The sequence below is a fragment of the Martelella mediterranea DSM 17316 genome (assembly GCF_002043005.1).
GTDB lineage: Bacteria > Pseudomonadota > Alphaproteobacteria > Rhizobiales > Rhizobiaceae > Martelella > Martelella mediterranea.
The window spans coordinates 3,851,312-3,876,893 of sequence record NZ_CP020330.1 but is presented as its reverse complement, the minus strand read 5'-3'; the positions used below and the strand labels follow the sequence as shown (position 1 = coordinate 3,876,893).

The window sequence follows — 25,582 nt, the reverse complement described above, 5'->3', positions numbered from 1 at the left end:
TGGACCTAACGAAGCTCCTATCTGGACATATCGCGGAACCGCGCTTGCTGCAATCTTGACGGCCGTCAAGCGACCGCGATCTCAATCAAGCGGCGTAGCAATCCAAAAGTAGGGGACTACACATGACCATTCTCACCCGTTTTGTGACCGGCGCCGTCGCCGTGCTCGCCCTCAGCCTTCCGGCTGCCGCAACCGAATACCGCATCGCGGTCGGCGACGGCGCGGGCGGCACGCAGGAAGCGCTCGGCAAGGCCTTCATCGCGGCGCTGGAGGAAGAGTCCGGCGGCGAAATGACCGGCAAGCTGTTCCTCAACGGCCAGCTCGGCGACGAGCAGGATACCGTGACGGCGGCTGCCACCGGCACGCTCGATTTCTCGATTCTGGCGATCAACAACATCACCCCGTTCTCGCCATCGGTCGGCACGTTGACGCTGCCTTACGTGATCCTCAGCCAGGACGATGCCGAACAGCTCACCCAGGGCGAGATCGGCCAGCAGATGATCGAGCAGACCATCGAGGATGCCGGCGTGCGCATCATCGGCTGGGCCTATTCCGGCTTCCGGGTGCTGACCAACTCCAAGCGGCCGGTCTCCACCGTGGACGATCTGCAGGGCCTGGTGATCCGCGTTCCCAAGAACGAGATCATGATTGAGACCTACAAGAGCTGGGGCGTCAACCCGACGCCGATGGCCTGGGGCGAAACCTTCGCCGCCCTTCAGCAGAAGGTCGTCGATGGCCAGGACAATCCCTACATGACCGTCTACGCGATGAAGTTCGACGAGGTGCAGAAATATATCACCAACCTGCACTACATCTTCTCGATCGAGCCGCTGATCATCTCCGAGGCGCTGTTTGAAAGCCTGTCTGAGGAAGAGCAGCAGCAGGTGCTGGCCGCGGGCGAAGCCGCGACCAAGGCCTCATCTGAATTCCTGCGGGCGGAAGAGTCCAAGATCAAGGAAGAACTCGTCAGCCGCGGCATGGAGATCACCGATCCGGCCAATAACGAGCAGGAATTCATCGACCTCGCCACCACGGCCGTCTGGCCGAAATTCTACGACCAGATCGGCGGCAAGGAAGTGCTGGACAACGTGCTGACCTCGCTCGGCCGCGAACCGGCGAAGTAATGGGTGAGGGGCGCCGGGCGCTGTCCGTCGCCGGCAAGGCCCTCCCTCCCTCTCTGTGTCATGCTCGGGCTTGACCCGAGCATCCAGGCCACTCCGAAAGCGCTGCCTGGACCCTCGGGTCAAGCCCGAGGGTGACCCATGAGAAGGCGAGGCCGTAACAAGCCAACGTCCCCTTGCTCAACGCTTCGCCGTCCACGCCAATCCTCCCGAGGTTGCCATGTCCGCATTCTGGTCATTTGTCGACAAGTTCGAAAGCCATGTGTGCCGTGTGCTGCTGGCCGTGTTCGTGACGCTTCTGTTCGTGCAGATCGTCGCCCGCCAGTTGTTCGGTTTCTCGATCACCTGGATCGAGGAACTGTCGGTCATCCTGTTCGTCTGGTTCGCCTATTTCGGCGCGTCCTATGCCGCGCGGATTGCGGCGCATAACCGCGTCACCTTTCAGTTGAACGCGATGTCGCGCAAGAAGGCCCGTATCATCGAGGCCATCGGCGATGCGTTCTGGATCGCCTTCAACATCGTTTTCGTAATCGAATCAATCGATTTCATCGGCCGCCTGAAGCCGTTCGTGAAGGCCCAGACGCTGGGCTGGGAGATGCGCTACATCTATCTGGCGCTGCCGATCGCCTTCACGCTGATGACGATCCGCATCCTGCAGGTCAATTACATGAAACTCGTGATGGGCATCGATCCGGCCGATCCGGACAAGGCGAGCGTCGAGGCGGCGATGGAATTCGCCGCCGACGAACAGCGCGCTTATGAGCGGAGGCATCCCTGATGGACAGCCTGCTCATTGAAATCCTGTTCGGTTCGTTCTTCGGCCTGCTGATCCTCGGCGCGCCGATCACGGTGGCGCTCGGCGTCGCTTCGCTGATCGCCATGCTCTATCTTGGCGACAACCCGATCAAGATGGTGCAGATGGCATGGTCTTCGGTGGGATCGTTTCCGCTGATGGCGTTGCCCGCCTTCATCCTCGCCGGCGCGCTGATGGAGGCCGCAGGTCTTTCCCGTCGGCTGATCGCCTTTGCCGAAAGCCTCGCCGGCCCGTTTACCGGCGGGCTTGGAGCCGCGACCGTGATGGCCTGTCTGTTCTTCGGCGCGATCTCGGGTTCGGGGCCCGCGACCACGGCGGCCGTCGGCATGCTGATGATCCCGGCCATGGCGCGACAGGGCTATGGCCCCGGCTATGCGGCCTCCGTCACGGCGGCGGCGGGCGGTCTCGGCATCATCATTCCGCCCTCGATCCCGATGGTGATCTTCGGCATTTCGGCCATGGGCATGCAGCCGCCGCCGGAAGCGATCGAAGCGCATGGCGTGTTCCAGTCGGTGTCGATCTCCAAGCTGTTCATCGCCGGCGTCCTGCCGGGCGTGGTGATGGCCGGCGGCCTTCTGACGATGAACTATATCCGCTGCCGGATACGCGGCTTCCACGGATCGGACGAGCCGTTCTCGCTGCGGCGCGTCGCAAGTGCGGGCTATCACGGCTTCTGGGCCTTGCTTGCCCCGGTCGTGATCCTCGGCGGCATCTATTCCGGCTATTTTACGCCGACCGAGGCCGCGATCGTGGCGATCTTCTATACGCTGTTCGTCGGCGCGGTGATCTATCGCGAACTCGATGTCCGGCAGGTGATCAAGGCGCTCGACACCACCACCTGGCTTGCGGGCCGCGTGTTGCTGGTGCTGTTCGCGGCAACGATCTTCGGGCGTCTCCTGGTCGAAAACGACGTGCCGGGCGTGATTGCCGGCGGCATCCTGTCGCTCACCGACAATCTCTATGTGATCTGGGCCATGGTTATCGGCCTGCTGCTGATCATCGGCATGTTCATGGAAACGCTGGCGGCGATCATGATCCTGGTGCCGGTCATGCTGCCGGTCGCCTACATGATGGGCATCGATCCGGTCCATTTCGGCATCGTGATGATCTGCACACTGTCTGTCGGCTTCCAGACCCCGCCGCTTGGCGAGAACCTGTTCATCGCATCCGGCATTTCCGGGATTTCGATCGAGCGGATCAGCCTGCGCGCAATTCCGTTCGCGATCGCCTCGGTCATCGCAATCTTCATCATCGCCAGCTTCCCGGCAATCTCTCTCTGGTTGCCGCGAATGATGGGCTACTAGGGCAAGGAAAACTCCCATGACTGCACATAATAAAAAACTCTCCGCAGACGATCTGAAGGCCACATTCGACGCCTTCAACCGCCACGACATCGACGGTGTGATGACCCATTTCGCCGATGACTGCGTGTTTTTCACCGTCGCCGGCGACCATGAATACGGCAACCGGATCGACGGCAAGGAGGCGATCGCCAAGGCCTTCGTCGGCGTCTGGACCGCGATGCCGGACGTAGAGTGGGCCGATCACAGCCATTTCCTGTCGGAGGACGGCACGCGCGGCGTCAGCCAGTGGACCTTCCGCGCCACCAATCCCGACGGCACCCGGACCGAGGTTCAGGGCGTCGACCTGTTCCGGATCAGGGACGGCCGGATTGTCGAAAAGCAGGCGATCCGCAAACAGCGGCCTGCGATACCCGCAAAGTGATGTGAGACGATCATGCAGGTCAATGCAAAACGCCTGGGATCGAAGCCCTTCGATCCGCATTATGATCCCCTGACCGACCGCACGCTCGGCCCGGGCAGCGACTACGCGCCGACCTACTGGATCGGCACCGCCGGCGAAACGCCCGAGGATGACGGCCCCGTGACCTCCGACATGGATGTCGATGCGGTGGTGATCGGCTCCGGCTATACCGGGCTTTCGACCGCGATCCACCTTGCCAAGATGCATGGCATCAAGGCGACGGTGCTGGAGGCCAACGGCGTTGCCTATGGCTGCTCCACCCGCAATGGCGGTCAGGCGCAGATCAGCGCCGGCCGGCTGAAGCGCAGCCAGTGGATCGAGCGCTGGGACCTTCCCACCGCGCGCGCGCTGCACGACGAGATGGTCGAGGCCTTCGACCTGTTTCGCGGACTGGTCCGCGACCACGCGATCGCCTGCGAGCCGCAGGATGGCGGACATTATTACATCGCCCACAAGGCATCCGCCATGCCGTCGCTGGAGGCAGAAACCCGGCTTCTGAACGACAAGTTCGGCTATGGCGCGCGGATTCTCGGTCGCGAAGAGGTGCTGGAAACAGTCGCGCGCGATATGGAGGCTCATGGCGCGATGTGGGAGCCGGACGGCACTGGCATCCACGCCGCCAAGCTCGCCTTCGGCTATCTGCGGGTTGCCCGTGAACTGGGCGCGACGGTTCATACCGACAGCCCGGTACAGAGCTGGGAATACAAGGATGGCGTCCACCATCTGAAGACGCCGCGCGGCACGGTGCGCACGAAGCGCGTGGCGGTCGCCACGGCGGCCTATGCGCCGCGCGGCCTGCATCCGCGGGTCAAGGACCGGCTGCTGCCGATCATGTCCAACAGCGTCGTCACAAGGGTTCTGACCGCGGACGAATTGCAGTCCATCGGCATCAAGAAGCTGTCGCCGCTGACCGACACCCGTACGCTGCGCAATTATTACCGCCTGCTGCCGGACAATCGGCTGCAGATCGGTTCGCGCGCGGCGATCACCGGACGCGATGCCTCCAACCCGGCGCATCTCAAGGGGCTCTGCGATGCGATCGCCCGCAAGTTCCCGGCGCTCGCGGGCGTCGATCTGGACTATAGCTGGTGGGGCTGGGTCGATGTCTCCCATGACATGATGCCGCGTATCACCGGCATGCCGGATCTGCCGGGCGCCTATTACTCGCTCGGCTATGGCGGCAACGGGGTGATGTATTCGGCGATGGCCGGACGCCGTCTGGCGCAGCTTGTCGCCGGGGAACCCATCCCCGACCTGCCGATCTACGGCAATGAACTGAAACACGAGGGCTGGAAGACGCCCTTCCGCCGGCTCGGCCAATGGGGCCTCTATCAACTCTATCATTACCGTGACGAACGGAAGTAAGGAAAATACCGATGAAAATGACCACCGAGGAAGCATTCGTCAAAGTTCTGCAGATGCATGGGATCGAACATGCCTTCGGCATTATCGGCTCCGCGATGATGCCGGTCAGCGACCTGTTTCCGAAAGCCGGCATCACCTTCTGGGATTGCGCCCATGAAACCAATGCCGGGCTGATGGCCGACGGCTTCACCCGCTCCACCGGCAAGATGTCGATGGCGATCGCCCAGAACGGCCCCGGCGTCACCGGCTTCGTCACGCCGGTCAAGACCGCCTACTGGAATCACACGCCGCTGCTGCTGGTAACCCCGCAGGCCGCCAACAAGACGATCGGGCAGGGCGGCTTTCAGGAAATGGAGCAGATGCGGCTGTTCGCCGATTGCGTCAGCTACCAGGAAGAGGTCCGCGACCCCTCGCGCATTCCCGAAGTGCTGAACCGGGTGATCATGGAAGCCTGGCGCAACTCCGCGCCGGCTCAGATGAACATTCCGCGCGACATGTGGACCCAGGTGATCGATGTCGACCTGCCGCAGGTTGTCGCCTTCGAACGTCCCGCCGGCGGCGAACTGGCTGTCGCGGAGGCCGCCAAGCTTCTGTCGGAAGCGAAGTTCCCGGTGATCCTGTCGGGCGCCGGCGTGGTGCTGTCCGGCGCGATCCCGGACCTGATCGCACTTGCCGAACGGCTCGATGCGCCGGTCTGCAGCAATTACCAGCACAATGACAGCTTCCCCGGCTCGCATCCGCTGGCCATGGGCCCGCTCGGCTACAACGGCTCCAAGGCCGGCATGGAGATCATCGCCAAGGCCGATGTGGTGCTGGCGCTCGGCACCCGCCTCAACCCGTTCTCGACCTTGCCGGGTTACGGCATCGATTACTGGCCGAAGGATGCGAAGATCATTCAGGTTGACATCAACGCCTCGCGCATCGGGCTCACCAAGAAGGTGACCGTCGGCATTCAGGGCGATGCCGGCAAGGTGGCGCGCGGCATTCTGGCCCAGCTTTCCGAAACCGCCGGCGACGCCGGGCGGGCGGACCGCAAGCATCTCGTCTCCCAGACGAAATCGCGTTGGGCGCAGGAACTGACGAGCCTTGACCACGAAGACGATGATCCGGGTACGGAGTGGAACTCGGGCGCGCGCGAACGCGATCACGATCTGATGTCGCCGCGTCAGGCCTGGCGCGCGATCATGCAGGCGGTGCCGAAAGAGGCGATCGTTAGCAGCGATATCGGCAACAACTGCGCGATCGGCAATGCCTATCCGACCTTCGAGAAGGGCCGGAAATATCTGGCGCCCGGCCTGTTCGGCCCCTGCGGCTACGGTTTCCCCGCGATTATCGGCGCCAAGATCGGCAATCCCGATACGCCGGTGATCGGCTTTGCGGGCGATGGCGCGTTCGGGATTTCCATGAACGAGATGACCGCCTGCGGCCGCGATCACTGGCCTGCGATCACCATGGTGATCTTCCGCAACTATCAGTGGGGCGCGGAAAAGCGCAACACGACGCTGTGGTACGACAATAATTTCGTCGGCACCGAGCTCGACCGCGACACCTCCTATGCCGCGATCGCCAAGGCTTGCGGCGCGCACGGCGTCCAGGTTCGTAGCCAGCAGGAACTGACCGAGGCGCTGACGGCCGCGGTGGAGCGCCAGCTCAAGAACAAGGAAACCACCTTCATCGAAGTGCTCCTCAACCAGGAACTCGGCGAGCCCTTCCGTCGCGACGCGATGAAGAAACCCGTCGTCGTCGCCGGCATCGACGCCAGCGACATGCGCCCGCAGAAGGGTGCTGCCTGAGCTGGGGCTGAGGCCAAGCAGAAAACAATCTCCCCCCTTGAGGGGGAGATGCCCCGACAGGGGCAGAGAGGGGTGAGCCCTTTCCTCATACGCGGAGCTTGCGGCTCAAGCCCATTACCCCTCTCTGTCGCCATCTCCCGCTCAGGGCAGGGTTATCGCATATGGCGTAGCAGCTTGCTCCCAATACTCTCTCCCGCTTGCGGGAGAGATGCCCCGAAAGGGGCAGTGAGGGTGAAGCAGCATCCCAAAGCTGTGAGGGCGTTCGCGGTGATAGGCTCCCCCCTCACTGTCGCTTTCGCGACATCTTGTAACTTGAATTCGGCTGCGTGTGATATTGTTTCGCCCGCGGTGGCGGATGGAAAGCCGAACGGCATCCGGGACACCAAGCCCGAGGGAGAGCGAGGGGTTCCATCCGCCGTTCCATCGAACCCGAACAGTCGCCAGGGCCGCTTGCGCAAGCAAAGTCCGTTTAAGCAAGGATGGGTGAAGATGGATATCGTCGTTGGGATCGATGTTTCGAAAGATCGTCTGGATGTGGCCGTGGCGCCGTCCGGCCTGGCGTTTGCGGTTGTCAATACACAAGCCGGGATCGATGAGCTGGTAGCACGCCTGCAGTCGGTCAAGGCCGACGTCGTCGCGCTGGAAGCGACGGGCGGTTTCGAGACGCCTGCCGTGGCGGGGCTGTCCTCGGCGGGATTGTCCGTCATCGTGGTCAATGCGGCCCAGGTTCGCGCCTATGCCCACGCGATCGGCCGCAAAGCCAAGACGGACCCGATTGACGCGGCCTTGATCGCCGCCTTCGTGATGGCCACCAGGCCCACGCTTCGGCCGCTCAAGGATGCCGAGACCCAAGCGCTGTCGGCTCTGGTGGCGCGTCGCCGGCAGATCGTGCAAATGATCGTGGCCGAGGAAAACCGGGCACGCATGGCGCTGGCCAAGGAGACGCACAAGAGTATCAGACGCCTGCTGAGTGCGCTGCGGCACGAGCTGGAAAGCCTGGACGCCGATCTCGACGATCACATCCGCAAGTCGCCGCTGTGGCGGGTGCGCGAAAGCCTGCTGACCTCGGTGCCTGGGGTGGGATCGGCAACAGCCCGCACGCTCATGGCTGAAATGCCCGAGCTCGGCAGTCTCGACCGGCGGCAGATCGCGTCGCTTGCCGGCCTTGCTCCATGGACAAGACAATCGGGCACGTGGAAAGGCAAGAGCTTCACCGGCGGCGGCAGGGGCAAGGTGCGCTCGGCCCTCTTCATGGCAGCGCTCGTGGCCAGCCGTCACAACCCGGTTCTCAAGGCCTTCCGTGAACGCCTCGTCGCCGCCGGAAAGCCCAAGATCGTCGCCATCGTGGCAACAATGCGAAAACTGCTCACCATTCTGAACGCCATAATCCGGGATCAAAAACCATGGAAAAGCGCTTGACCGCTAAGACAGTCGCTCTCCCCTCCGGGGCGAGAAGATTGGGGGGCTATGCGACAAAGTCATGTGCGATAACGCTGCTTTCAAGGGGGGAGATCGGGGCTGAGGGGCTCTCTATTGGCGGCGGGTCGAAAACGGACGTCGAGGCTGTTTCAGCCACAAAGCTCCGTTGAGTTTGTCTCACTCATCTCGGCCCGACTTCCCCCTGTCCGGCCGGAAGGTGTAGCCCGTCTCCACTGCCGCCAGTCCGTATTTTCCGCGCAGGCGGTCGATGGCGCCTTCGGCTGCGGCGCGTTTGGCGGCGCCCGGGTCGACGAGGTCGGGCGGGTCGGCGGTGGCCGGGTCGCAGAGGTCGGAAATGCCGATGCCGATCAGGCGGTATTTCGTGCCGTCGGTCTCGTTCTTCAGCAGTGAAAGTCCGTTGGAGAATATCCGGTCGGCAAGCTGTGTCGGCGCGCTCAGATGGCGGTTGCGGGTGCGGATCTTGAAGTCGGCAGTCTTCAGTTTCAGAACCACCGTATGCCCGGCAAAGCCAGCCGCCTTGGCGCGGCGCGCGGTCTTTTCGCTGAGCCGCCTGAGAATGGCGCTCAGTTCCTCGAGATCGGAAATATCGGTGTTGAACGTGGTCTCGTTGGAGATGCTCTTGGTTCCCCGCTCCGGTTTGACGGAGCGCGTGTCCTCGCCGCGGGCGAGGTGGTAGAGCCTCGGACCGATCACCCCGTAGCGGCGCAGCAGCTCATTCTTCTCCATGGTCTGGAACTGGCCGATCGTGGTGATGCCGTCGCGCTTCAGCGTTTCGGTGAACGCCTTGCCGACGCCCCAGATCATCCCGACCGGCTTGTCGGCAAGGAAGCTCTTGGCTTCCGCCTCGCCGATGACCGAAAAGCCGCGCGGCTTGTTGAGGTCGGAGGCGATCTTGGCGAGGAATTTGCAATAGGACAGGCCGATGGAAATGGTGATGCCGAGTTCCGCCTCCACGCGCTTGGCAAACCGTGCGAGCGTGACGGCGGGGCTTGCCCGATGCAGCCTGCCTGTGCCGGTAAGATCGAGAAAGGCCTCATCGATCGAGAGCGGTTCGACCAGCGGCGTCAGTTCCAGCATCATCGCCCGCAACTGGCGGCCGACGGCGACGTATTTCTCCATGTTGGGGCGGATCACCACCGCATCCGGACAGGCTTCCAGCGCCTTGAACATCGGCATGGCCGATTTCACACCGCTGATTCGGGCGATGTAGCAGGCGGTGGAGACCACGCCGCGCTTGCCGCCGCCGATGATCAGCGGCTTGTCGGCAAGCTCGGGATTGTCGCGTTTCTCGATCGCGGCATAGAACGCATCGCAATCGATATGGGCGATCGACAACGTATGCAGTTCGTCATGACGCAAAAGTCGGGGGCTGCCGCAGTGGCGACAACGGCGGACATCGCCCACGGTCGCCTTCAGGCAATCGCGGCACAAGGCTTCCGGAGTGGGCGTCGTCTCGGCCATGACCATCAGAACAAAGATTGAACACCCGAAATTACCGCCGCCGCCGCCGCAAGGCAAGCAGCGTCGCGACGGCGATCAACCGTTTTCGGCGATGTGGCGGCGGATCAGCCGATCGGCATGGTCCCAACCGGTCGCGACCACGGACGGGGCCTCGGTCTTCGGCGCCATCGCGCGGTAATCGTCATTGATCAGCAGGTTGATCGTCAGCGCGTCGGGCAGGGATTCGGCAACCGAGCGGCAATTGTAGAGCATGTCGTCCACGAAGATCAGAGCCGGCGGGTCCTTGTTGCAAAGCGCGCTCAGCACCGCGCCCTTCGGCTCCTCCGATGCGATCAGCGGAAAGCTGAATCCGAAACGCGACAGCAGGCGGCGGCGGGCCTCGCGGTGGCGCGGCGGCATGGCGGTCAGCAGCAGGACGTCGGCGATTTCGGTGAGGCCATAGAGCGTTTCGCGCGCGGCGTCGAACGGCTCCTGCCATTCCTCCTGGGCGTCGTAGAATGCCGCTAGAAAGGCGCCGACATCGGCATCGGGAATCTTTTCGCCGGTCGCAAGGCTGGTCACATTGCCGTTCAGACTGAAGGTCTCCAGCACCAGTTCATGGTCATGGGCCCTGAGGAAGGCCTTGAATGGCTCGAGGAATTGCAGCACGACCTCGTCGACATCGACGACCACCAGGGGACGGTCGCCGATCTGCAGGCCGGAAAGCTCCTCGTGTTCAACCGTTTTCAATCGACCTGTCCGCCATATTCAAGCTTCTGCCATGCATGGGAAACCGTTTCCGGCTTCACCTTGCAGTCATGGCAAAACGCCATCAATGTGGGCTCATGCCCGGCGATGAAGCCGATCATGGCGCTTTCGAAGCCGGGACTTTGCGACAGCGCGCGCAATTCGCCGATATTGATTCCGGTCAGCGCTGAAAACCGGTTCAAAAGCTCCGGCTCGCCGGAAAGCCAGACCAGAATTTCGACGGCCAGCGCATGTTCGCGCGAGGGATTTTCAGATGGATCGGCAAAATTTTGCACGCGGATTTCCGTTTCTTAACCAAATCGGCCTAAACTTGGTCGATGATGCGCTCATAATTCGGTGAGAGCGATTCTAGCGTTTCACCGGCGCGTTGCAAGCCGGACCATGGGCCGGTGCCAGGGGATTGCGTCAGATGGCGAAACAGGTTCTGATTGTAGAAGATAACGATTTGAATATGAAACTGTTTCGCGATCTGGTGGAAGCCTCTGGATATGAGGCGGTGGAAAGCCGCACGGGCGCCGATGCGGTGGAACTGGCGCGGCTGTTCCGGCCGGGGCTTATCCTGATGGATATCCAGTTGCCCGAGCGTTCCGGCATCGACATTGCCCGCAGCTTGAAAGCCGATGCCGAATTGGCGACAATACCGATCGTCGCGATCACGGCGTTCGCCATGCGCGGCGACGAGGAGCGCATCCGCGAGGCCGGATGCGATGCCTATCTATCCAAACCCGTATCGGTGCCGAACTTCATCAAGACCGTGAGAACCTATCTGGGCGATGCCTGAGGAAACGACCGTGAATAGCTTCGGCGAAGAAAGCATCGTTCTGATCGGCGGCGAGGGGGCTGTGGCCCAGACGCTTGCCGCGATGCTGAGTTCGTGGCCGGTCGGTTTCTACCAGGCCGATTTTTCCGACAGCGACGGCATGATGGCGGCGGTCAACGCCGCAAGCCTGATCCTCGTCGCCGTCGATGACGAGGATCCCGCGCCGGCGCTCTCCTGCTGCGGGATTTTGAAGGAGCATGATTCGGGCATTGCCGCCCCGGTCGCCATCATCACGCCGGAAAAGGCCGATGCAACGCTTCGGCTGGCAGCGCTGCGCGCCGGCGCCGATGACGTGATCGGGTTGGAGCACAATCTGAATGCCGCCGCCGCGCGCATTTCGGCGCTGCTGCGCTATAATGCGTTGCAAAAAGAGGCGGGCTCGTGGGAGCGCGCCGCAATGCGCACCCAGGCCGACCCGGTGCCTGACGACAGCGTGAAGGTGCTTGTGGTCGCCGAGGATGCGGCGCTTCGGCAGGATATCCTCAAATCCATGTTGTCGCTGACCACCACGATCGCGACCGGCGATCTGCCGGAGGCGCTGTATCTGGCCGCAAGTCACCGTTTCGATCTCGTGCTGGTTCACGGCGGGCCTCAGCTTTCCGATGCGATGCGGATATGCGGCCAGCTTCGCTGCGTGCCGGGCATGCGTTTCGTGCCGCTGTTCGCGCTGTCCGAGCCGGGCGGGTTGTCGGTCGTCTCAAGCGATGCCGCCCGCAGCGCGGATGACTGCATGGACTGGCCGGGCGAGACCGGCGAACTGGTGCTGCGCGCGCTGCTGCATCTGCGCCGCAAGCGGTTCATCGAGACCATGGGCGCCGGCATGACCGATGCGGCCGAGGATGTGCCGCCGACTGAAGCGGGCGAGGGGCTGCTGGCGCCGGATGGCTTCGCCCGCGCGCTCAACACGCTGAAGCGCGAGGCGAGCGAGGCCGGAGAACCGCTTTACATGGGCGTGCTCAGGGTTCCCGAAAGCGTGGCCGACGAGAGTGCTGCGGCCGTGGCGTCGCTGATCCGCTACCACCTGCGGGGCCGCGAGGCGGCGAGCCACGTCGAGGCCGGACTATTTGCCATCCTTTATCCGGATCGGGGCAGGGATGATGCCGAACACGCAATCCATGCGCTGCATGCCATGCTGGATGCGAGCTGGCGACAGATCGCTGACGAGCGCGCCCGCGCGGGTGTGCTCGGCTCGGCGGAGGGCGACGATATCCCGGTGTTCAAATCGGCGTTGATGGAAGTGGGCTGAAGCCCCTCGATCATTGCCGGGTGCAGTGAACCGCGCCGTTGGGGCGGCCGCCTGGCATGAAAAGCGAACTTCACTTTCCCGTTCGACACTCTAATCGAATAGAGTTCACGAAATTAACCATAAAATAGACTGAATTGAGCGCGAACTGTTAAAAACGGTTGATTATTTTCTGTGTGCGTTCAAGTTTACTTTAGCTGCTTTAAGCAGTTGCCCCATGATGCTCAGGTCCGCCGCATCTCCTGGTCTCGTGGGGTCGACCGGCTGACGGTAACCGGCTTCCTCGTGCCGCTGCCGTTAGCCGGTCGGTCTCGTGTTAGCGCTGTCTAATATTAAGAAACGGCGCGCAAGCCGGTTGCGGTTTCGCCGTAAATTCCTGAAAAAACAAAAAGTTACGCCCTCAATCATCCATCACACGGGATCGAGGGCGCAGAGGCTCGCCGTCAAAAGGGGCGGCTTGGGACTACTTTTCGTCAGGCACGAAATGCATTGCGTGGCCGTTCATGCAATAGCGCAGGCCGGTGGGCTTGGGGCCATCGGGGAAGACGTGGCCGAGGTGGCCGCCGCAGGTGGCGCAGCGGATTTCGGTGCGCACCATGCCGAGAGAAGCGTCGCGCAGTTCGATCACGGCGTCCTTCCTGACCGGCTCGAAAAAGCTCGGCCAGCCGCAGCCGGCGTCGAACTTGGTATCCGAGCGGAACAGCGGGGTCTCGCAGCCGGCGCAGTAATAGGTTCCGGTCTCGAAACTGTCCCAGTACGGACCGGTAAAGGGGCGTTCGGTGCCGTGTTCGCGCAGGATGTGAAACTGCTGAGGCGTCAATTTGTCGCGCCATTCTTCTTCGCTTGCCGGATTTTTCTGTTTATTGATGTCTGTCAAAGTCGCGCTCCAACGGTTTTTCACGTTTAATGGCTGTCTGTAGCGATAGATGTGTCGTAGGTTCAGAAAAAGCAATGCCTTGGCAGGAAAGCCGGCCATGGAGGGCGTTTGCGGTTTTGCGCTTGCGAAAAAGACTTGGACGCGGTTGAGCGCATGCTAAACTTAACGTAACTGATCAGGTTCAGTTGCGTGAATGCCCGGCAGACTAATTTTTGGAGATGCTATGTCGCCCAGTGAGACGACACTTATATTTCTGGCCCTTCTTCTGCCCTTCATCGGGGCGGTTTTATCTCCGATCCTCTACCGCATCTTCAAATCCTTCGCGCCCTGGCTTCTGGCGCTGCTGCCGCTGTTTTCGCTGGTCCAGTTCGCCCGCCTCGTGCCGCGCATCGCTGACGGCGCGGCGTTGACCGGCGGCTATGACTGGGTGCCAAGCCTGGGCCTCAGCTTCTCCTTCCTGATCGACGGTCTTTCGCTGACCTTCGCGTTGCTGATCACCGGCATTGGAACGCTGATCGTGCTTTATGCCGGGGGCTATATGAAGGGCCACCCGCAGCAGGCGCGGTTCCTGTCCTTCATGTTCATGTTCATGGGGGCCATGCTCGGCGTGGTGATCTCCGATGGGCTGCTGATGCTGTTCATCTTCTGGGAGCTGACCTCGATCACCTCGTTCCTGCTCATCGGCTTTGACCATGAAAAGGACGCCTCGCGCCGCGCCGCGATCCAGGCGCTGGTGGTGACCGGCGGCGGTGGATTGGCTTTGCTCGCCGGCGTGCTGACGATCCAGTATATTACCGGCGCGAACGGACTTTCCGAGCTTCTCGCGAGCGGCGATGTGCTGCGGCAGAGCCCGCTTTATATCGCGGCGTTCATTCTGGTTCTGGGGGGCGCGTTTACTAAATCGGCGCAGTTTCCGTTCCATTTCTGGCTGCCGAACGCCATGGAGGCGCCGACGCCGGTTTCGGCCTATCTGCACTCCGCAACCATGGTGAAGGCGGGCGTCTACCTGCTGATGCGGCTCAACCCGGTCATGGGCGATACCGCGGCGTGGATGACCGTGCTGCCGGTGTTCGGCGGCGTGACGCTGCTGGTCGGCACGGTGCTGGCCGTGCGCCAGACCGACCTGAAACTGATGCTCGCCTACACCACCGTCGCCTCGCTCGGGCTGATGGTGATGATGACCGGCATGGGTATCGAACACGCGGTCGAGGGCGCGGTGCTCTATCTGATCGCCCACGCGCTGTTCAAGGGCGGGCTGTTCATGGTCGCCGGGCTGATCGACCACGAGACCGGCACCCGCGACCTGACCAAGCTCGGCGGGCTGGCGAAGGCGATGCCGATCACCTTTGCGGCCGGGCTTGCCGGCGCGATCTCGATGGGCGGCCTGCCGCCATTCGTGGGCTTTCTCGCCAAGGAAGGGATCTACGAATCGCTTGATGCCGGAACAACGTTTGCGACCATATTTCTGATCGTCGCGATCATCGGCAACGCTCTGATGTTCGCCGTCGGCTTCGGCGTCGGGCTGAAGCCGTTCATCGGCGCGAAGACCGAGACGCCGAAACACGCGCATGAGGGGCCGGCGCTGATGTGGCTCGGGCCAGTCACGCTCGGCCTTGCCGGCCTGCTTTCGGCCGTGTTCGCGCATTATTTCAACACCCATTTCTCGGGTCCGATGGCGAGCGCCGTGGCGGGTGAGGAGATCAGCATTCATCTGTCGCTGATCCCCCATATCGGTCTGCCGCTGGCGCTGTCGGTGCTGACCGTCGCGATCGCGCTGGTGATCTACTGGCGGCTTGACGCGCTGAGGACGGCGATTGCCGGCATGCTGACGCGCCTTGGCCCCGGGCCGGATCTGTGGTTCGACAGTTTCATGCGCGGCCTTGTGAGGCTGTCGTTCAGGGTGACGCAGACGATCCAGCCGGGACGCCTGGAATTCTACATCACCGCGACCTTCGTGCTTGTCGCGGCCGTGCTGATGGCCTCGCTGTTTTCGTTCGGCGAATTGCCGGTATGGCAGGGCCTGCCGGAGGATCTCCACCTCGCGCACTGGGTCATTCTGCTGCTCGCAGTGATCGGGCTTGGCGCGGTGATCGGCGCTCATAACCGGCTGACGGCGATCGTGACGCTCGGCATCCAGGGCTTTTCGGTGGCCGTCCTGTTCCTGCTGCTCGGCGCGCCCGACCTGTCCTTCACCCAGTTCATGGTCGAGACCCTGTCGGTGGTCATTCTGACGCTGGTGATGACCCGCCTCAACCTGACGCCATCCGACCATCGTGCGATGGGACAAAGGTTGTTTGACGGCGCGCTTGCCGTGATCTGCGGGCTCGGTTTCTCGCTGCTTTTGATGCGCGTCACCCAGGTTCCGTTCAATGACCGGCTGTCGGAATTCTTCAACAGCTATTCGAAGGTGATCGCCCACGGGCACAACGTCGTCAACGTCATCATCGTTGACTTCCGCGGAACGGATACGCTCGGCGAGATTGCCGTGGTGATGATCACCGGACTAGCCATTCTGGCCCTGATCCGGCTGCGCAACACCAGGACCGGCACCACCCCCAAGGAACCGACAGAAAGCGAGGTCCGATGAACACGCTGATCTTCAGAACGGCGGCGCCATTCCTGTCGGCGTTGATGATGCTGTTTTCGATCTACGTTCTGCTGCGCGGCCACAATGCGCCCGGCGGCGGCTTTATCGGCGGTCTGATCGCGGCCTCGGCAATCGCCATTTTCGGTATTGCCATGGGGGTCTCGGCGGTGCGCCGGGCGATCCACTTCCATCCGCTGGCCTATGCCGGAGCGGGGCTTCTGCTCGCGGCGCTCTCGGGCTTGATCTCGATCTTCGCGCACACGCCGTTCATGACGGCGCACTGGATCTATCCGGTGATCTACGGCGTGGAAGTGCCGATCTCGACGGTCACGACCTTCGATATCGGCGTCTATCTCGTGGTGTTTGGAGCGATATCGTCGATCTTCCTGGCCCTTGAAGAAAGGGACCATGTCTGATGGAGTTCGTGCTCTCGTGCCTTGTCGGCATCTTCTTTGCCGCCGCGATCTACCTGATGCTGTCACGCCACAGCGTGCGCATCATGCTGGGCATCGCCATCCTCGGCAATGCGGTCAATCTGCTGATCTTTACCGCCGGGCGGATCACCGGCTTCGTGCCGCCGATCATTCCGAAAAGCATGGACACGCTGCCCTCGGGAACCGCTAATCCCCTGCCGCAGGCGCTGATCCTGACGGCGATCGTGATCTCGTTTTCCTTCTTTGCCTTCCTTCTGGTTTTGACCTACCGCGCCTATCAGGATCTCAATACCGATGATACCGAAGATATGCGGGCGGCCGAGCCCAAGGACCAGCCCATGCCGCCGCTCGGCTACTGAACGGGGATATCAAGACCTAACCCATGGCAGCTTCCGCTTACCAAATCGATCCCTCCGCCGCGCTGACAATGGCGCCGACGTCGCTGACGGACTGGCTCGTCATCCTGCCGGTCGCGACCTGTATCGCCGTCGGCGCGCTGCTGATGATGATCCGCAAGCATACCGTGCTGCATCCCGTGATCGCCATCGCCGCGCTTGCCTTTCTGGTCGTCATCGACAGCCTGCTGCTCTATACCGTGTGGAAGAACGGGCCGCTCACCATGGTGGCGGGCCGCTGGCTGCCGCCCTTCGGCATTGCCTTCACCGCCGATATCTTGAGCGCGCTGTTTGCGCTGGCCGCCGCCATTGCCGGGCTCGCAGGCGCGGTGTTTGCGCTTGGCGATATCGACAACAGCGGGCGGCGCTACGGTTTCTATCCGTTTCTGCTGCTGCTGATAGCCGGCGTTTCGGGCGCATTCCTGACCGGCGATATCTTCAACCTCTATGTCTGGTTCGAAGTGCTGCTGATCTCGTCCTTCGGCCTGCTTATCCTGGGCTCGACCCATGAACAGCTTGACGGCGCAATGAAATATGCGGTGCTGAACCTGATCGGCACCACGCTGTTCCTGATCGCTGTTGCCTATATCTACGCCGTGTTCGGCACGCTCAACATGGCCGATATCGCGATCCGGGCGCGTGAAACGCCGACGCTGCCGACCGCGACGATCGGGGCGCTGTTCGTGCTGGCCTTTGGGATGAAGGCGGCGGCCTTTCCGGTCAATTTCTGGCTGCCGGCCTCCTATCACACGCCGCGCACCGTGGTCTCGGCGCTGTTCGGCGGGCTTTTGACCAAGGTCGGCGTTTATGCCCTGCTCAGGGTCATGGTGATGATCCTGCCGGCCGATCTTGCAGCACTTTCCTCCGTGGTCGGTCTTGCCGCCTTCCTCACCATGGTGCTGGCTGGTCTCGGCGCAATCGCCCAGCATGACATCCGCCGCGCGGTCGGCTATATCGTGATCGTGGGCATCGGCAACTGCCTTGCGGGCGTTGCGATCGGCGGCATGGACGGGCTGCAGGGCGCGCTGTTCTACGCGCTGCATTCGATGATCCTGATGACGCTGCTCTATCTGATCACCGGCCTTGCCGGCCGGCTCGCCGGCGGCTTCTCGCTCAACCAGATCGGCGGCATCTACAAGCGCTATCCGGTCTTCGCCGGCCTCAGCCTTGGCGCGTTCTTCGCTGCCGCCGGCCTGCCGCCGTTTTCAGGCTTCTGGCCGAAGGCGATACTGGTGCGCGCCGGCGTCGAAACCGGATCGTGGTGGCTTGCCGCCGGCATCCTGTTTGCCGGGTTCTGTTCGACGATCGCGCTTGGCAGGATATTTCTGCTGGCCTATTGGCGGCCCGCAGAGGGTGAGGTTTCCGAGACGCTCAGGATACCGCTTTCCGAGTGGCTGCCGATCATCGGACTTTCCGCCATCATTGTCGTCTTCGGGCTCTATCCGGAGCCGGTTTTGAACCTGACGGCGAAGGCGATTGGCGGCATTTTTTCGCCGGAAGGGTATTTCCTGTCGGTATTCCCGGGAGGAAGCGTGCAATGAAGATACTGCTTTCCAATCTCGTTCTGGCGATCTTCTGGGTTGCCGTAACCGGCAGCGCCTCGCTGCATAATCTGTTCTTCGGCATCATCATCGGTGCGATCGCGGTTGGGCTGGTGCGCCATCAGATCGGCGGAACAGGCTATTTCTCGCGGGCAAAGCGGCTGTTCATGCTGCTGATACTGTTTCTCTACGAGCTCATGGCCTCTGCCTGGTCGGTGGCGAAACTCGTCTGCTCGCCGCGCATGAACGTCAAGCCCGGCATATTCCGCTATGAACTGACGCTGGAAAAGGATTTCGAAATCGTTCTGCTTGCCAACATGATCACGCTGACGCCCGGAACGCTGTCCGTCGATGTTTCGGATGACAATAAATATCTCTATATCCACGCGATTGACTGCGCCGATCCCGACGCGATCAGGAAGAGTATCGCCGAGGGCTTCGAAACCAAGATCAGGGAGGCTTTTGCCTGATGACGCCTGAGGAGATCGTACAGCATGCCGCAGATATGTCCCTCGTTCTGCTTTCGATTGCGCTGCTCCTGACGGCCTTTCGGGTGGTGAAGGGGCCGACGCTGCCGGACCGGGTTCTGGCGCTCGATATGATCGTGGCAGTGGGCGTGGGGTTCATCATCGTGATCGCGGTGCGGACCGGGTTCACGCTTTACATCGACATCGCCATCGCGCTCGGCCTAGTCGGCTTTCTGGCAACCGTCGCCTTCGCGCGCTTCATTCGATCGAGCGCGATGCGGGCGGATACCGAGACGGGTTTCGAGGTGAAACCGCATCCAATGGCCTATGATTCCGGCCCATCGGGCGAAGACGTTCCGGTGGTTTCGGCCGATGCGGAAAAGGGCAGGGAGTAGGGGAATGACGCAGTATCTTCTGGCAGGGCTGGTTTCCGTTCTGATGCTTGCGGGCGCGGCCTTCACCCTGACGGCTGCAATCGGCATCATCAGGCTGCCTGATCTCTATTCGCGCATGCATGCAGCCTCAAAGGCCGGCACGGTCGGCGCAGGGCTGATCTTTCTGGCAATCGGCATCCATGCGGGCGAGATATCGACTTTCGTGCGGGCCTGCGCGGGCATCGTATTCTTCGTCATAACGGCGCCGATCTCGGCTCACCTACTGGCGCGAGCCTCTCATGAAGTTGGCTACCCGCTATACGAGAATACGGTCAGGGATGAATTGCAAAGTAGAGATAGTGACTAGCGGGTCGATTTTCGCGATTTTGGAATGTTTTTAAGTATTATGTCGCGGACAGCTCCGAAATCTCGTGGTCGCGCTCCACTGCCTTCAATAAAGACGTTAAAACGGCGATTTAAACTTTACATTTATCATTGAAGTGGTATTCCGTCCAAGAGCGCGCGAATATTTCGCTCGTTAATGAGAATAATCAGGCCCTATCCGTGAGGCTGTGCTGCCGGTTTGCCGTGTGGCTCAGCTCTGATTTCTACGCAGAAACGACGACGACCAACGGCGCTGCTTGAAGAGATTTTCTGACGGCGTCCTTGCGGAGAGTAACTGCGGGCGCGGACGGGCAAAGAAAAGAACAGGAGTGAATAATGACGGATGCAACGGTTGAGCGAGATAACCAGGCCCTCGTGGAGTTGACCGCCGATATCGTGGCCGCTTATGTGAGCAACCATGTGATCCAGACCGGCGATCTGCCGGGGCTGATTCACGAGGTGCACGCCGCGCTGAGCAACACCGCGAAGCCGCAGGCCGCCGCCCAGGCGCAGGAAAAGCAGAAGCCGGCGGTATCGGTTCGCAAGTCGATCAGCGGCGACCATCTCGTTTGTCTGGAATGCGGCGGCAGCTTCAAGTCGCTGAAGCGTCATCTGATGACCCATCATGACCTGACCCCGAATGCCTATCGTGAAAAGTGGGACCTGCCCGCCGATTATCCGATGGTGGCCCCGTCCTATGCCGAGGCGCGTTCCCGGCTTGCCAAGGAAATGGGTCTCGGACAGCGCCGCGGGCGCTAACCGCGACAAAACGATTTCGCTCCGAATCTGAATGCCGGCGGTCGAGAGACTGCTGGCATTTTTTTATGTGCGAGCGCTAGCAACCGCGACGCCTGCTCCGCCAAAGCCCCCTATAGTTGTGTTTACGTTCTGGTAATGCCCTCATAGGTAAACGGTTGAAGGTGGTAGGAAAATAATCCTATGATGGAGGAAAATAAGTAAACAAAAACAACAGGCGGTTTCGAGAGTACCCCTCTTAATGTCCCCGCTTCCGGCGCCGATGTAAGAATAAAATCCTATTTCTCAGGGAGCTGACATGAACGAGCAACGCGTAGCATCGCCGGTCGCGACGACCTTCCATCAACGCCTGAACCATCAGCCAGCCTGGTGCATGGAGAGGGCAAGCCAGATGTCGGATATCCGCAAGGCTTGCCGCATTGTTCTGCTGATCACCAAGGAGATGGCGCTTATCGCCGGCGAGCGGATTTCGATCCGCGCCGAGCGGCGGCGCTCCGTTTCGCATTATCGCCAGATCGCCATGTATGTCTGCCACGTATCGCTGCAGCTGTCGCTGAGCGAGATCGGACTCGCGTTCGGGCGCGACCGCACGACGGTGGCCTATTCCTGCCGCGTGATCGAGGACCGGCGCGACGACCGGGCTTTCGACGAGTTCATCGCCGCCGTCGAGCGTCTGGCCTATAACGTTATCATTGCCGCCGAGGTGCGCCATGACGGCTGAAATGGGCGAGAAGACGCCGCTGGACATGCTGGCGCGGCTGAAGGCGCGCGACGGCTCTCCTTTTCTGACGGAGGAGGCGTTTGCTGCCGGGGAACGGCTGGCGGAGGATTTCAACCGCGCCCTTATGCAGCCGCGGATATCGGCCTCGCTGGAGCCGCGCCTCGAGACGCGCGGCCGTTTTGCCGCCCCATCGGCCATGTCGGATACGGCGATCGATGCGCGCCGCCGCGTGGCGCGGGCGCTGAAGGCGGTCGGCCCGGAGCTTGCAGATATCGCGCTCGATTTCTGCTGTTTCATGAAAGGGCTTGAACAGATCGAGCGCGAGCGGCAATGGCCGGTCCGCTCCGCCAAGCTGATGGTGCGCACGGCATTGCTGGCGCTTGCCCGCCACTACGCGCCGCCGCCGGCCAAGACCGGTATTCGCGGTTGGGGCGCGGAGGGCTACCGGCCCGAAATCTTGGCATTTTTCGCGGAGGAATAAATCCGTTCAGGCGGCGAGTTTGCGCGCCGCCGTTTCGCGGATCTTGGTGACCATGGCGTTGAGCCCGTTGGCGCGCTGGGCCGAGAGGTGATCGACCAGGCCGATCTTGCGGAAGGTTTCGATGGCGTCTGTCTTCGCGATCTCGGATGCGGTGTGGCCCGAATATACGGTCAGCACGATCGACACCAGCCCGCGCACGATGAAGGCATCGGACGAGCCCCGGAACTCCATAACGGGATCCTCGCCTTCGCCCGTCTTCGACACCAGCCAGACCTGGCTCGCGCAGCCATGCACGCGATTGTCCTCGATCTTCTCGTCCTCGGGCAGGTCCGGCAGGGCCTTGCCGAGTTCGATGACGTAGCGGTAGCGGTCTTCCCAATCATCGAGAAAGGAAAAGTCGTCGATAATCTGCTTGAGTTTGTCGCTCATCATCCGGCCTTTCGATTGCTCTCGCCCCGATATAGTTCGATGTGGCGCGAATTGAAATGCGCGGGGGCGCAAGTAAGCCGAAATTAGCCGCCGTTTCAGCGCGGACGCGGGGTCGGCACGGGAACGTTCTCAGGCAAGCCGGGAATGCGGACGGGCGCCTCGACCTTTGCCGGCTGGCCGATGATTGCGCCGGTCTGGATGAGGTCGGGCGTGTTGCCGGCAACCACCGCGGGCGGCGTTTCGACGACAGGCTTTGGCTCGGCGACGGGTTCCGGCGCGGCGGGCCGGGCGACCTTGGGCGCGGCAGCGGTTTCCTGGGTGGGTTTCGGCGTCTTCTCGCCGAAATGCTGGCCGAGATAGATGTAGACGATCTCCGCGCCCTGGCGCGCGCGGCGGCCGAGAAAGCTGATAATGCCCGAGCCGTCATTGCAGACATCGGGGCGTTCGTCGCAGATGCCGCTCATATATTCGAAGGTGCCGCGCGCGGCCGATACCGCGCCGCCGATGTCCTGGCCGCTTGGCAGCGCCTGCTGCTCGCGCGTTGCAGCGCCCCCCAGCATAAGCGGCGCGAAGAACGGCACCAGCAGGAGCAGCACAAAAATCATGAATGCGGATTTCAGCAGGAATCTCATCGGCCCCCGGCCTGTTGGTTGTGCCCGCAAGCGTTGTACTCACACTTAACCTAAGACGGTAAATGAGCCGCTAAAAGGGCGCGGGAAAACGAACACATGATCGGCACCCCAGCGCCTGACCATGAGCGAGCGTCGAAATATATAACTAAATCAAACCCTTGTTTTGAAAGCAGGATGTGTTTCGATGTGTTATGGCAACCTGCCCCATTAACCATATTCAGAGATTTTTTCGATTGCAGAGGCGCTTCCGGCGCGCGCGACGCTGGCAGTGGGAGGCCTTGTCCATTACCCTTCGTTAACAGCCGCGGTCTATTTTCTGCGGCAAGAGGCGTGACCGGATGCCGATGGTTTGAAAAGCGGCGAAGATACGGGTGATGGACTGAATGGCGAAAAAGACGACGAAGAAAACCGGAAAGCGCGGGAAGAAGACGCCCTCGCTGATCGGGCGCACGGCGTCGTCTCTGGGCGGCCTAGCGGCGCGTCATCCGGGCAAGATCGGCGGGCCGCTGGTGTTCGGCGTGGTCTTCAGCTTCGTATCGGCCAATGCGCTGTGGTATCAGCCGGGGCCGCATCCGAGCCCGATGATGAAGACACGACAGCCGGCCAACCCCTATGCCGTTCCCGGCCGCCGGATGGCGGAGGCGACCGATTTCGAGAGTTTCCGCATCGAACTCGAGGATGGCGAGACCGCTGCCGCCGAAAAGCCGAAGGACGATCTGGTGGCGATCCTCGAAGAGGTCGAGGCCAATCCGCCGCCGGCAACGAGCGCTGCGATCGAACAGGATGTGACGGCGTCAGCGCCGCCGCCAGCGCCCGCGCCGGTTGACGATGAACCGGATATCCTTGCCCTTCAGCAGGCGCTCGCCGCGAGGGGCTATTACAAGGGCAAGCCGGACGGGGTGACCGGTCCGATGACGAAAGCGGCGATCAGGGCATTCCAGAGCGATAGCGGTATCACGCCGACCGGGGAGGCCGACGAGGAAGTGGTGGCGCTGCTCAGCGTATCCGCGCCGCTGCCGAACCCGCGGCCGGAGACCGCCGCATCGCCTGACCCGGTCGCCGATATCCTGAAGGCGGAAACCGCGCCGTCTGGCGGGGTCGGCGTTGTTGTCGCCGATCCGATGGTGGTCGAAATCCAGCGCGGACTTGTGAACATCGCCTATGACGGCGTGGTGGTCGACGGCGTTGCCGGGGCGACGACGCGGGCGGCGATCCTCGAATTCCAGAAACACTACCGGCTGCCGGAAACGGGCGAGCCGAATGAGGCCGTGCGCGACAAGCTTCGGGAGATCGGCGCTCTTTGAGCGGGAACGATGTCGCATTGCTTCCCGTTGCAAAAGGCCCGATCATCGGGCATGCCATGATGACCTCGTGGAATCCGGGAGCGGTCGATATGCGCCTTCGTTCAGATTTTTTTGCGTCCGCGCTGGTGCGCGATGCCTTTGCCGCGGGCGGCTTTGCCGTGATCGAGCGCAAGGGGGCGGAAGAAGCCGGGGCGATCGCGATCCGGCAGATTTTCCGCGATGGCACCGAGAGCCTCTATCTGCCCGCCCCGCAGAGCTTTGCGGAGGAGGGCGTCCAGGATCGGGTCTTCGAGAGGCGGCTTAACGCAGCGTCATCGGACAAGGTTTCGGAGATGCTGGAACGCGAAATGCGTTTCGACAGCGATCTCTGGGTCGTGGTGCTGGAATGCGAGAATGTGGACGGTTTCTTCAACATTGCCGATGAAGAGCAGGACTGAGCGGGGCTTCTTGCGTTGAAGGGGCGCCGGGCGGTTCACGCCGAGCGGCGCGCCGCTTCCTGTTTCTCGGCCGCGACCCGGGTTTCGCGCTCGCGTTCGGTCTGCCAGCCGAGCAGTTCCTGGATGCATGCGGCGGGTTTCAGCGATCCCACGAGCTTTTCCACGGCAAACTCGGTCGTTTCACGGTCCTGCCGGTCGATCGCGGCGATGCGGGGCAGGACGTAGCTCGTGTCCGCGTGGTTCATGCCGAGCGCGATCAGGGCGACGGCAAGGCGCTGGCCGGTGGGTTCTTCGAGAATGCGACGGGCGAGCACCCGGTCACCGCCAAGTGCGCGCGCGAAGGTTTCGGTGAAGAACGGTCTTTCGGCGCGGCGCGCGAAGCGGACCAGGAGAGCGGTCTGCAGTTCGGTGAGGGTGGAAACGCCGAGGCGGTCGGCATCGCCGGTGCCGGCGGCCATGGCCTTCAGCGTGCGGCGCAGCGCCTCGCTGTCATCGCGGGTGCCGGTGTCGATGTCGAAATTGCCGGCAGGCTCCTGCCGTTCTTCCTCGCGCCGTGCGCCGATCAGCGCCTGGATGACCTTCTGCGACAGGTCCGTCCGGTGGATGATCGCGCGGATATGTTCTTCCGTCGTGGTCTCGATCAGGGCGATCAGCGTGTCGTCGGTGATGGCGGGCGAGCGGGCGAGGAAGGGGGCGGCGACCGCGATCTCGCGGCTGCCGATATAGCGGCAGACGTCCTGAGGGATGTGGGCGTGACAGGAAAGGGCGGCGACCGCCTGGCGGCGCGCCTCGGGCGACGATGCCTCATAGACGGGTCCGAAGAGTTCGGCAAAGCGCCGGCGTTCGGCGGCGCTCGGATTGTCGAGCGAGCCGAAGCCCGAAACCGTGGCCATCAGCACGACGTCGAGATTGCGCGTGTTCTTCAGCCCTTCAAGTTCCCGATACCGATCGACCAAGGCCGTACTCCCCGACAAATGTCTTCTAACGACAACAGGTTAGGGAGAAAACGTTATAAAGATGTTAACCATAGGGCGATTGAGATCAAACCGCTACGTCGACTTTCAGATCGCAAAACCTCGAATGCAATTCTGGATTTATGCAATTGGGCGAGCGAAATCGGTTGTTCGATAGTTTTGGCTCAATAACTTGAATATGCTAACTCCTTCGTCCGTAAGCGAATTATTTCTATCTAGTA

28 protein-coding genes are annotated in these 25,582 nt (G+C 62.0%); 21 read left to right on the top strand and 7 right to left on the bottom strand.

All coding sequences use genetic code 11. From position 1 onward, the window contains the following. The first annotated feature begins 122 nt into the window (after positions 1-122). From Mame_RS18040 to Mame_RS18010, 7 genes are all read left to right on the top strand, one after another. Positions 123-1,124, top strand: coding sequence for a TRAP transporter substrate-binding protein (locus tag Mame_RS18040; protein WP_018067670.1), 1,002 nt, complete (start codon positions 123-125; stop codon positions 1,122-1,124). A 217-nt stretch (positions 1,125-1,341) separates the two neighbouring features. Then, positions 1,342-1,899 carry a TRAP transporter small permease gene (locus Mame_RS18035; RefSeq protein ID WP_018067671.1) on the top strand — a complete coding sequence of 186 codons (558 nt, stop codon included), beginning with the start codon at positions 1,342-1,344 and terminating at the stop codon, positions 1,897-1,899. Next, positions 1,899-3,239: a TRAP transporter large permease gene (locus Mame_RS18030; protein WP_018067672.1), complete on the top strand. Its 1,341-nt coding sequence runs from the start codon at positions 1,899-1,901 to the stop codon at positions 3,237-3,239. Before Mame_RS18035 ends, Mame_RS18030 begins: the two co-directional genes overlap by 1 nt. A 16-nt stretch (positions 3,240-3,255) precedes the next feature. Next, on the top strand, positions 3,256-3,660 hold the full coding sequence (locus Mame_RS18025; RefSeq protein WP_018067673.1) for a nuclear transport factor 2 family protein: 405 nt from the start codon (positions 3,256-3,258) through the stop codon (positions 3,658-3,660). 12 nt (positions 3,661-3,672) lie between these two features. Further along, the gene (locus Mame_RS18020; RefSeq protein ID WP_018067674.1) at positions 3,673-5,064 is read left to right on the top strand and encodes an NAD(P)/FAD-dependent oxidoreductase; all 1,392 of its coding nucleotides are present in this window, start codon (positions 3,673-3,675) and stop codon (positions 5,062-5,064) included. An 11-nt stretch (positions 5,065-5,075) separates the two neighbouring features. Next, positions 5,076-6,857 (top strand): sulfoacetaldehyde acetyltransferase, encoded by a 1,782-nt coding sequence (gene xsc, locus Mame_RS18015; RefSeq protein ID WP_018067675.1) that lies wholly within the window; start codon positions 5,076-5,078, stop codon positions 6,855-6,857. Between the two features lie 489 nt (positions 6,858-7,346). Then, entirely contained in the window at positions 7,347-8,276 is a 930-nt protein-coding gene (locus Mame_RS18010) for an IS110 family RNA-guided transposase (protein ID WP_079920918.1), read from the top strand. 177 nt (positions 8,277-8,453) lie between these two features. On the opposite strand, the gene Mame_RS18005 is transcribed toward Mame_RS18010, so the two are convergent. From Mame_RS18005 to Mame_RS17995, 3 genes are all read right to left on the bottom strand, one after another. After that, positions 8,454-9,764, bottom strand: coding sequence for a DNA polymerase IV (locus Mame_RS18005; protein WP_026173798.1), 1,311 nt, complete (start codon positions 9,762-9,764; stop codon positions 8,454-8,456). Positions 9,765-9,833: 69 nt separating this feature from the next. After that, complete coding sequence (locus tag Mame_RS18000) at positions 9,834-10,487, bottom strand: hypothetical protein (RefSeq protein WP_018066642.1); 654 nt, start codon at positions 10,485-10,487, stop codon at positions 9,834-9,836. After that, a complete protein-coding gene (locus Mame_RS17995; protein WP_018066641.1) occupies positions 10,484-10,780 on the bottom strand; it encodes a DUF3572 domain-containing protein in 297 nt (98 codons plus the stop codon). The genes Mame_RS18000 and Mame_RS17995 overlap by 4 nt, the downstream gene beginning before the upstream one ends. 134 nt (positions 10,781-10,914) lie before the next feature. On the opposite strand from Mame_RS17995, the gene Mame_RS17990 reads away from it, so the two are divergent. Together Mame_RS17990 and Mame_RS17985 are read left to right on the top strand one after the other, a co-directional pair. Continuing rightward, the gene (locus tag Mame_RS17990) at positions 10,915-11,286 is read left to right on the top strand and encodes a response regulator (RefSeq protein WP_018066640.1); all 372 of its coding nucleotides are present in this window, start codon (positions 10,915-10,917) and stop codon (positions 11,284-11,286) included. 10 nt (positions 11,287-11,296) lie between these two features. Then, positions 11,297-12,571, top strand: a complete 1,275-nt coding sequence (locus Mame_RS17985) for a PleD family two-component system response regulator (protein ID WP_155122143.1) — start codon at positions 11,297-11,299, stop codon at positions 12,569-12,571. Positions 12,572-13,031: 460 nt separating this feature from the next. Here Mame_RS17985 and msrB read toward each other — a convergent pair whose 3' ends face one another. Next, on the bottom strand, positions 13,032-13,445 hold the full coding sequence (gene msrB, locus Mame_RS17980; protein WP_018066638.1) for a peptide-methionine (R)-S-oxide reductase MsrB: 414 nt from the start codon (positions 13,443-13,445) through the stop codon (positions 13,032-13,034). A 223-nt stretch (positions 13,446-13,668) separates the two neighbouring features. On the opposite strand from msrB, the gene Mame_RS17975 reads away from it, so the two are divergent. The 10 genes from Mame_RS17975 (at position 13,669) to Mame_RS17930 (ending at position 21,585) form a co-directional block, all read left to right on the top strand. Then, positions 13,669-16,032, top strand: a complete 2,364-nt coding sequence (locus tag Mame_RS17975; protein WP_018066637.1) for a putative monovalent cation/H+ antiporter subunit A — start codon at positions 13,669-13,671, stop codon at positions 16,030-16,032. Further along, positions 16,029-16,448 (top strand): Na(+)/H(+) antiporter subunit B, encoded by a 420-nt coding sequence (locus Mame_RS17970; protein ID WP_018066636.1) that lies wholly within the window; start codon positions 16,029-16,031, stop codon positions 16,446-16,448. The genes Mame_RS17975 and Mame_RS17970 overlap by 4 nt, the downstream gene beginning before the upstream one ends. Further along, complete coding sequence (locus tag Mame_RS17965) at positions 16,448-16,825, top strand: Na+/H+ antiporter subunit C (protein ID WP_018066635.1); 378 nt, start codon at positions 16,448-16,450, stop codon at positions 16,823-16,825. Before Mame_RS17970 ends, Mame_RS17965 begins: the two co-directional genes overlap by 1 nt. Positions 16,826-16,848: 23 nt before the next feature. Further along, the gene (locus Mame_RS17960) at positions 16,849-18,402 is read left to right on the top strand and encodes a Na+/H+ antiporter subunit D (RefSeq protein WP_018066634.1); all 1,554 of its coding nucleotides are present in this window, start codon (positions 16,849-16,851) and stop codon (positions 18,400-18,402) included. After that, positions 18,399-18,872 carry a Na+/H+ antiporter subunit E gene (locus Mame_RS17955; RefSeq protein ID WP_018066633.1) on the top strand — a complete coding sequence of 158 codons (474 nt, stop codon included), beginning with the start codon at positions 18,399-18,401 and terminating at the stop codon, positions 18,870-18,872. The genes Mame_RS17960 and Mame_RS17955 overlap by 4 nt, the downstream gene beginning before the upstream one ends. After that, on the top strand, positions 18,872-19,264 hold the full coding sequence (locus Mame_RS17950; protein WP_018066632.1) for a cation:proton antiporter: 393 nt from the start codon (positions 18,872-18,874) through the stop codon (positions 19,262-19,264). Before Mame_RS17955 ends, Mame_RS17950 begins: the two co-directional genes overlap by 1 nt. Before the next feature lie 4 nt (positions 19,265-19,268). Next, complete coding sequence (mnhG, locus tag Mame_RS17945; protein ID WP_018066631.1) at positions 19,269-19,610, top strand: monovalent cation/H(+) antiporter subunit G; 342 nt, start codon at positions 19,269-19,271, stop codon at positions 19,608-19,610. 353 nt (positions 19,611-19,963) lie between these two features. Then, positions 19,964-20,386, top strand: coding sequence for a Ros/MucR family transcriptional regulator (locus Mame_RS17940; protein ID WP_018066630.1), 423 nt, complete (start codon positions 19,964-19,966; stop codon positions 20,384-20,386). A gap of 295 nt (positions 20,387-20,681) precedes the next feature. Further along, positions 20,682-21,104: a helix-turn-helix domain-containing protein gene (locus Mame_RS27370; protein ID WP_155122142.1), complete on the top strand. Its 423-nt coding sequence runs from the start codon at positions 20,682-20,684 to the stop codon at positions 21,102-21,104. Beyond that, positions 21,094-21,585, top strand: coding sequence for a DUF6456 domain-containing protein (locus tag Mame_RS17930; protein WP_018066628.1), 492 nt, complete (start codon positions 21,094-21,096; stop codon positions 21,583-21,585). Before Mame_RS27370 ends, Mame_RS17930 begins: the two co-directional genes overlap by 11 nt. 6 nt (positions 21,586-21,591) lie before the next feature. On the opposite strand, the gene Mame_RS17925 is transcribed toward Mame_RS17930, so the two are convergent. After that, complete coding sequence (locus Mame_RS17925) at positions 21,592-22,017, bottom strand: SufE family protein (protein ID WP_018066627.1); 426 nt, start codon at positions 22,015-22,017, stop codon at positions 21,592-21,594. A gap of 92 nt (positions 22,018-22,109) precedes the next feature. Continuing rightward, positions 22,110-22,619: a DUF5330 domain-containing protein gene (locus Mame_RS17920; protein WP_018066626.1), complete on the bottom strand. Its 510-nt coding sequence runs from the start codon at positions 22,617-22,619 to the stop codon at positions 22,110-22,112. 410 nt (positions 22,620-23,029) lie between these two features. Between Mame_RS17920 and Mame_RS17915 the strand changes: the two genes are divergently transcribed. Both Mame_RS17915 and Mame_RS17910 read left to right on the top strand, forming a co-directional pair. Beyond that, positions 23,030-23,950, top strand: coding sequence for a peptidoglycan-binding domain-containing protein (locus Mame_RS17915; RefSeq protein WP_018066625.1), 921 nt, complete (start codon positions 23,030-23,032; stop codon positions 23,948-23,950). 89 nt (positions 23,951-24,039) lie between these two features. Continuing rightward, complete coding sequence (locus Mame_RS17910) at positions 24,040-24,387, top strand: DUF1491 family protein (RefSeq protein ID WP_026173796.1); 348 nt, start codon at positions 24,040-24,042, stop codon at positions 24,385-24,387. A 35-nt stretch (positions 24,388-24,422) separates the two neighbouring features. Here the strand turns inward: Mame_RS17910 and Mame_RS17905 are convergent, their stop codons facing one another. Continuing rightward, positions 24,423-25,343, bottom strand: a complete 921-nt coding sequence (locus Mame_RS17905) for a DUF2336 domain-containing protein (protein ID WP_018066623.1) — start codon at positions 25,341-25,343, stop codon at positions 24,423-24,425. Between the last annotated feature and the right edge of the window lie 239 nt (positions 25,344-25,582).

Excerpts from the sequence above, each read along its gene's own strand:
- Mame_RS17920 (WP_018066626.1), bottom strand. The coding sequence starts at position 22,619 with ATGATTTTTGTGCTGCTCCTGCTGGTGCCGTTCTTCGCGCCGCTTATG.
- Mame_RS18040 (WP_018067670.1), top strand. The coding sequence starts at position 123 with ATGACCATTCTCACCCGTTTTGTGACCGGCGCCGTCGCCGTGCTCGCC.
- Mame_RS27370 (WP_155122142.1), top strand. The coding sequence starts at position 20,682 with ATGAACGAGCAACGCGTAGCATCGCCGGTCGCGACGACCTTCCATCAA.
- Mame_RS17940 (WP_018066630.1), top strand. The coding sequence starts at position 19,964 with ATGACGGATGCAACGGTTGAGCGAGATAACCAGGCCCTCGTGGAGTTG.
- Mame_RS17950 (WP_018066632.1), top strand. The coding sequence starts at position 18,872 with ATGACGCCTGAGGAGATCGTACAGCATGCCGCAGATATGTCCCTCGTT.
- mnhG (WP_018066631.1), top strand. The coding sequence starts at position 19,269 with ATGACGCAGTATCTTCTGGCAGGGCTGGTTTCCGTTCTGATGCTTGCG.
- Mame_RS17990 (WP_018066640.1), top strand. The coding sequence starts at position 10,915 with ATGGCGAAACAGGTTCTGATTGTAGAAGATAACGATTTGAATATGAAA.
- Mame_RS18020 (WP_018067674.1), top strand. The coding sequence starts at position 3,673 with ATGCAGGTCAATGCAAAACGCCTGGGATCGAAGCCCTTCGATCCGCAT.
- Mame_RS17955 (WP_018066633.1), top strand. The coding sequence starts at position 18,399 with ATGAAGATACTGCTTTCCAATCTCGTTCTGGCGATCTTCTGGGTTGCC.
- Mame_RS18025 (WP_018067673.1), top strand. The coding sequence starts at position 3,256 with ATGACTGCACATAATAAAAAACTCTCCGCAGACGATCTGAAGGCCACA.
- Mame_RS17915 (WP_018066625.1), top strand. The coding sequence starts at position 23,030 with ATGGCGAAAAAGACGACGAAGAAAACCGGAAAGCGCGGGAAGAAGACG.
- Mame_RS17965 (WP_018066635.1), top strand. The coding sequence starts at position 16,448 with ATGGAGTTCGTGCTCTCGTGCCTTGTCGGCATCTTCTTTGCCGCCGCG.
- Mame_RS17960 (WP_018066634.1), top strand. The coding sequence starts at position 16,849 with ATGGCAGCTTCCGCTTACCAAATCGATCCCTCCGCCGCGCTGACAATG.
- Mame_RS18005 (WP_026173798.1), bottom strand. The coding sequence starts at position 9,764 with ATGGTCATGGCCGAGACGACGCCCACTCCGGAAGCCTTGTGCCGCGAT.
- Mame_RS18030 (WP_018067672.1), top strand. The coding sequence starts at position 1,899 with ATGGACAGCCTGCTCATTGAAATCCTGTTCGGTTCGTTCTTCGGCCTG.
- Mame_RS17930 (WP_018066628.1), top strand. The coding sequence starts at position 21,094 with ATGACGGCTGAAATGGGCGAGAAGACGCCGCTGGACATGCTGGCGCGG.
- Mame_RS17910 (WP_026173796.1), top strand. The coding sequence starts at position 24,040 with ATGCGCCTTCGTTCAGATTTTTTTGCGTCCGCGCTGGTGCGCGATGCC.
- Mame_RS17975 (WP_018066637.1), top strand. The coding sequence starts at position 13,669 with ATGTCGCCCAGTGAGACGACACTTATATTTCTGGCCCTTCTTCTGCCC.
- Mame_RS17925 (WP_018066627.1), bottom strand. The coding sequence starts at position 22,017 with ATGATGAGCGACAAACTCAAGCAGATTATCGACGACTTTTCCTTTCTC.
- Mame_RS18035 (WP_018067671.1), top strand. The coding sequence starts at position 1,342 with ATGTCCGCATTCTGGTCATTTGTCGACAAGTTCGAAAGCCATGTGTGC.
- Mame_RS17970 (WP_018066636.1), top strand. The coding sequence starts at position 16,029 with ATGAACACGCTGATCTTCAGAACGGCGGCGCCATTCCTGTCGGCGTTG.
- Mame_RS18010 (WP_079920918.1), top strand. The coding sequence starts at position 7,347 with ATGGATATCGTCGTTGGGATCGATGTTTCGAAAGATCGTCTGGATGTG.
- xsc (WP_018067675.1), top strand. The coding sequence starts at position 5,076 with ATGAAAATGACCACCGAGGAAGCATTCGTCAAAGTTCTGCAGATGCAT.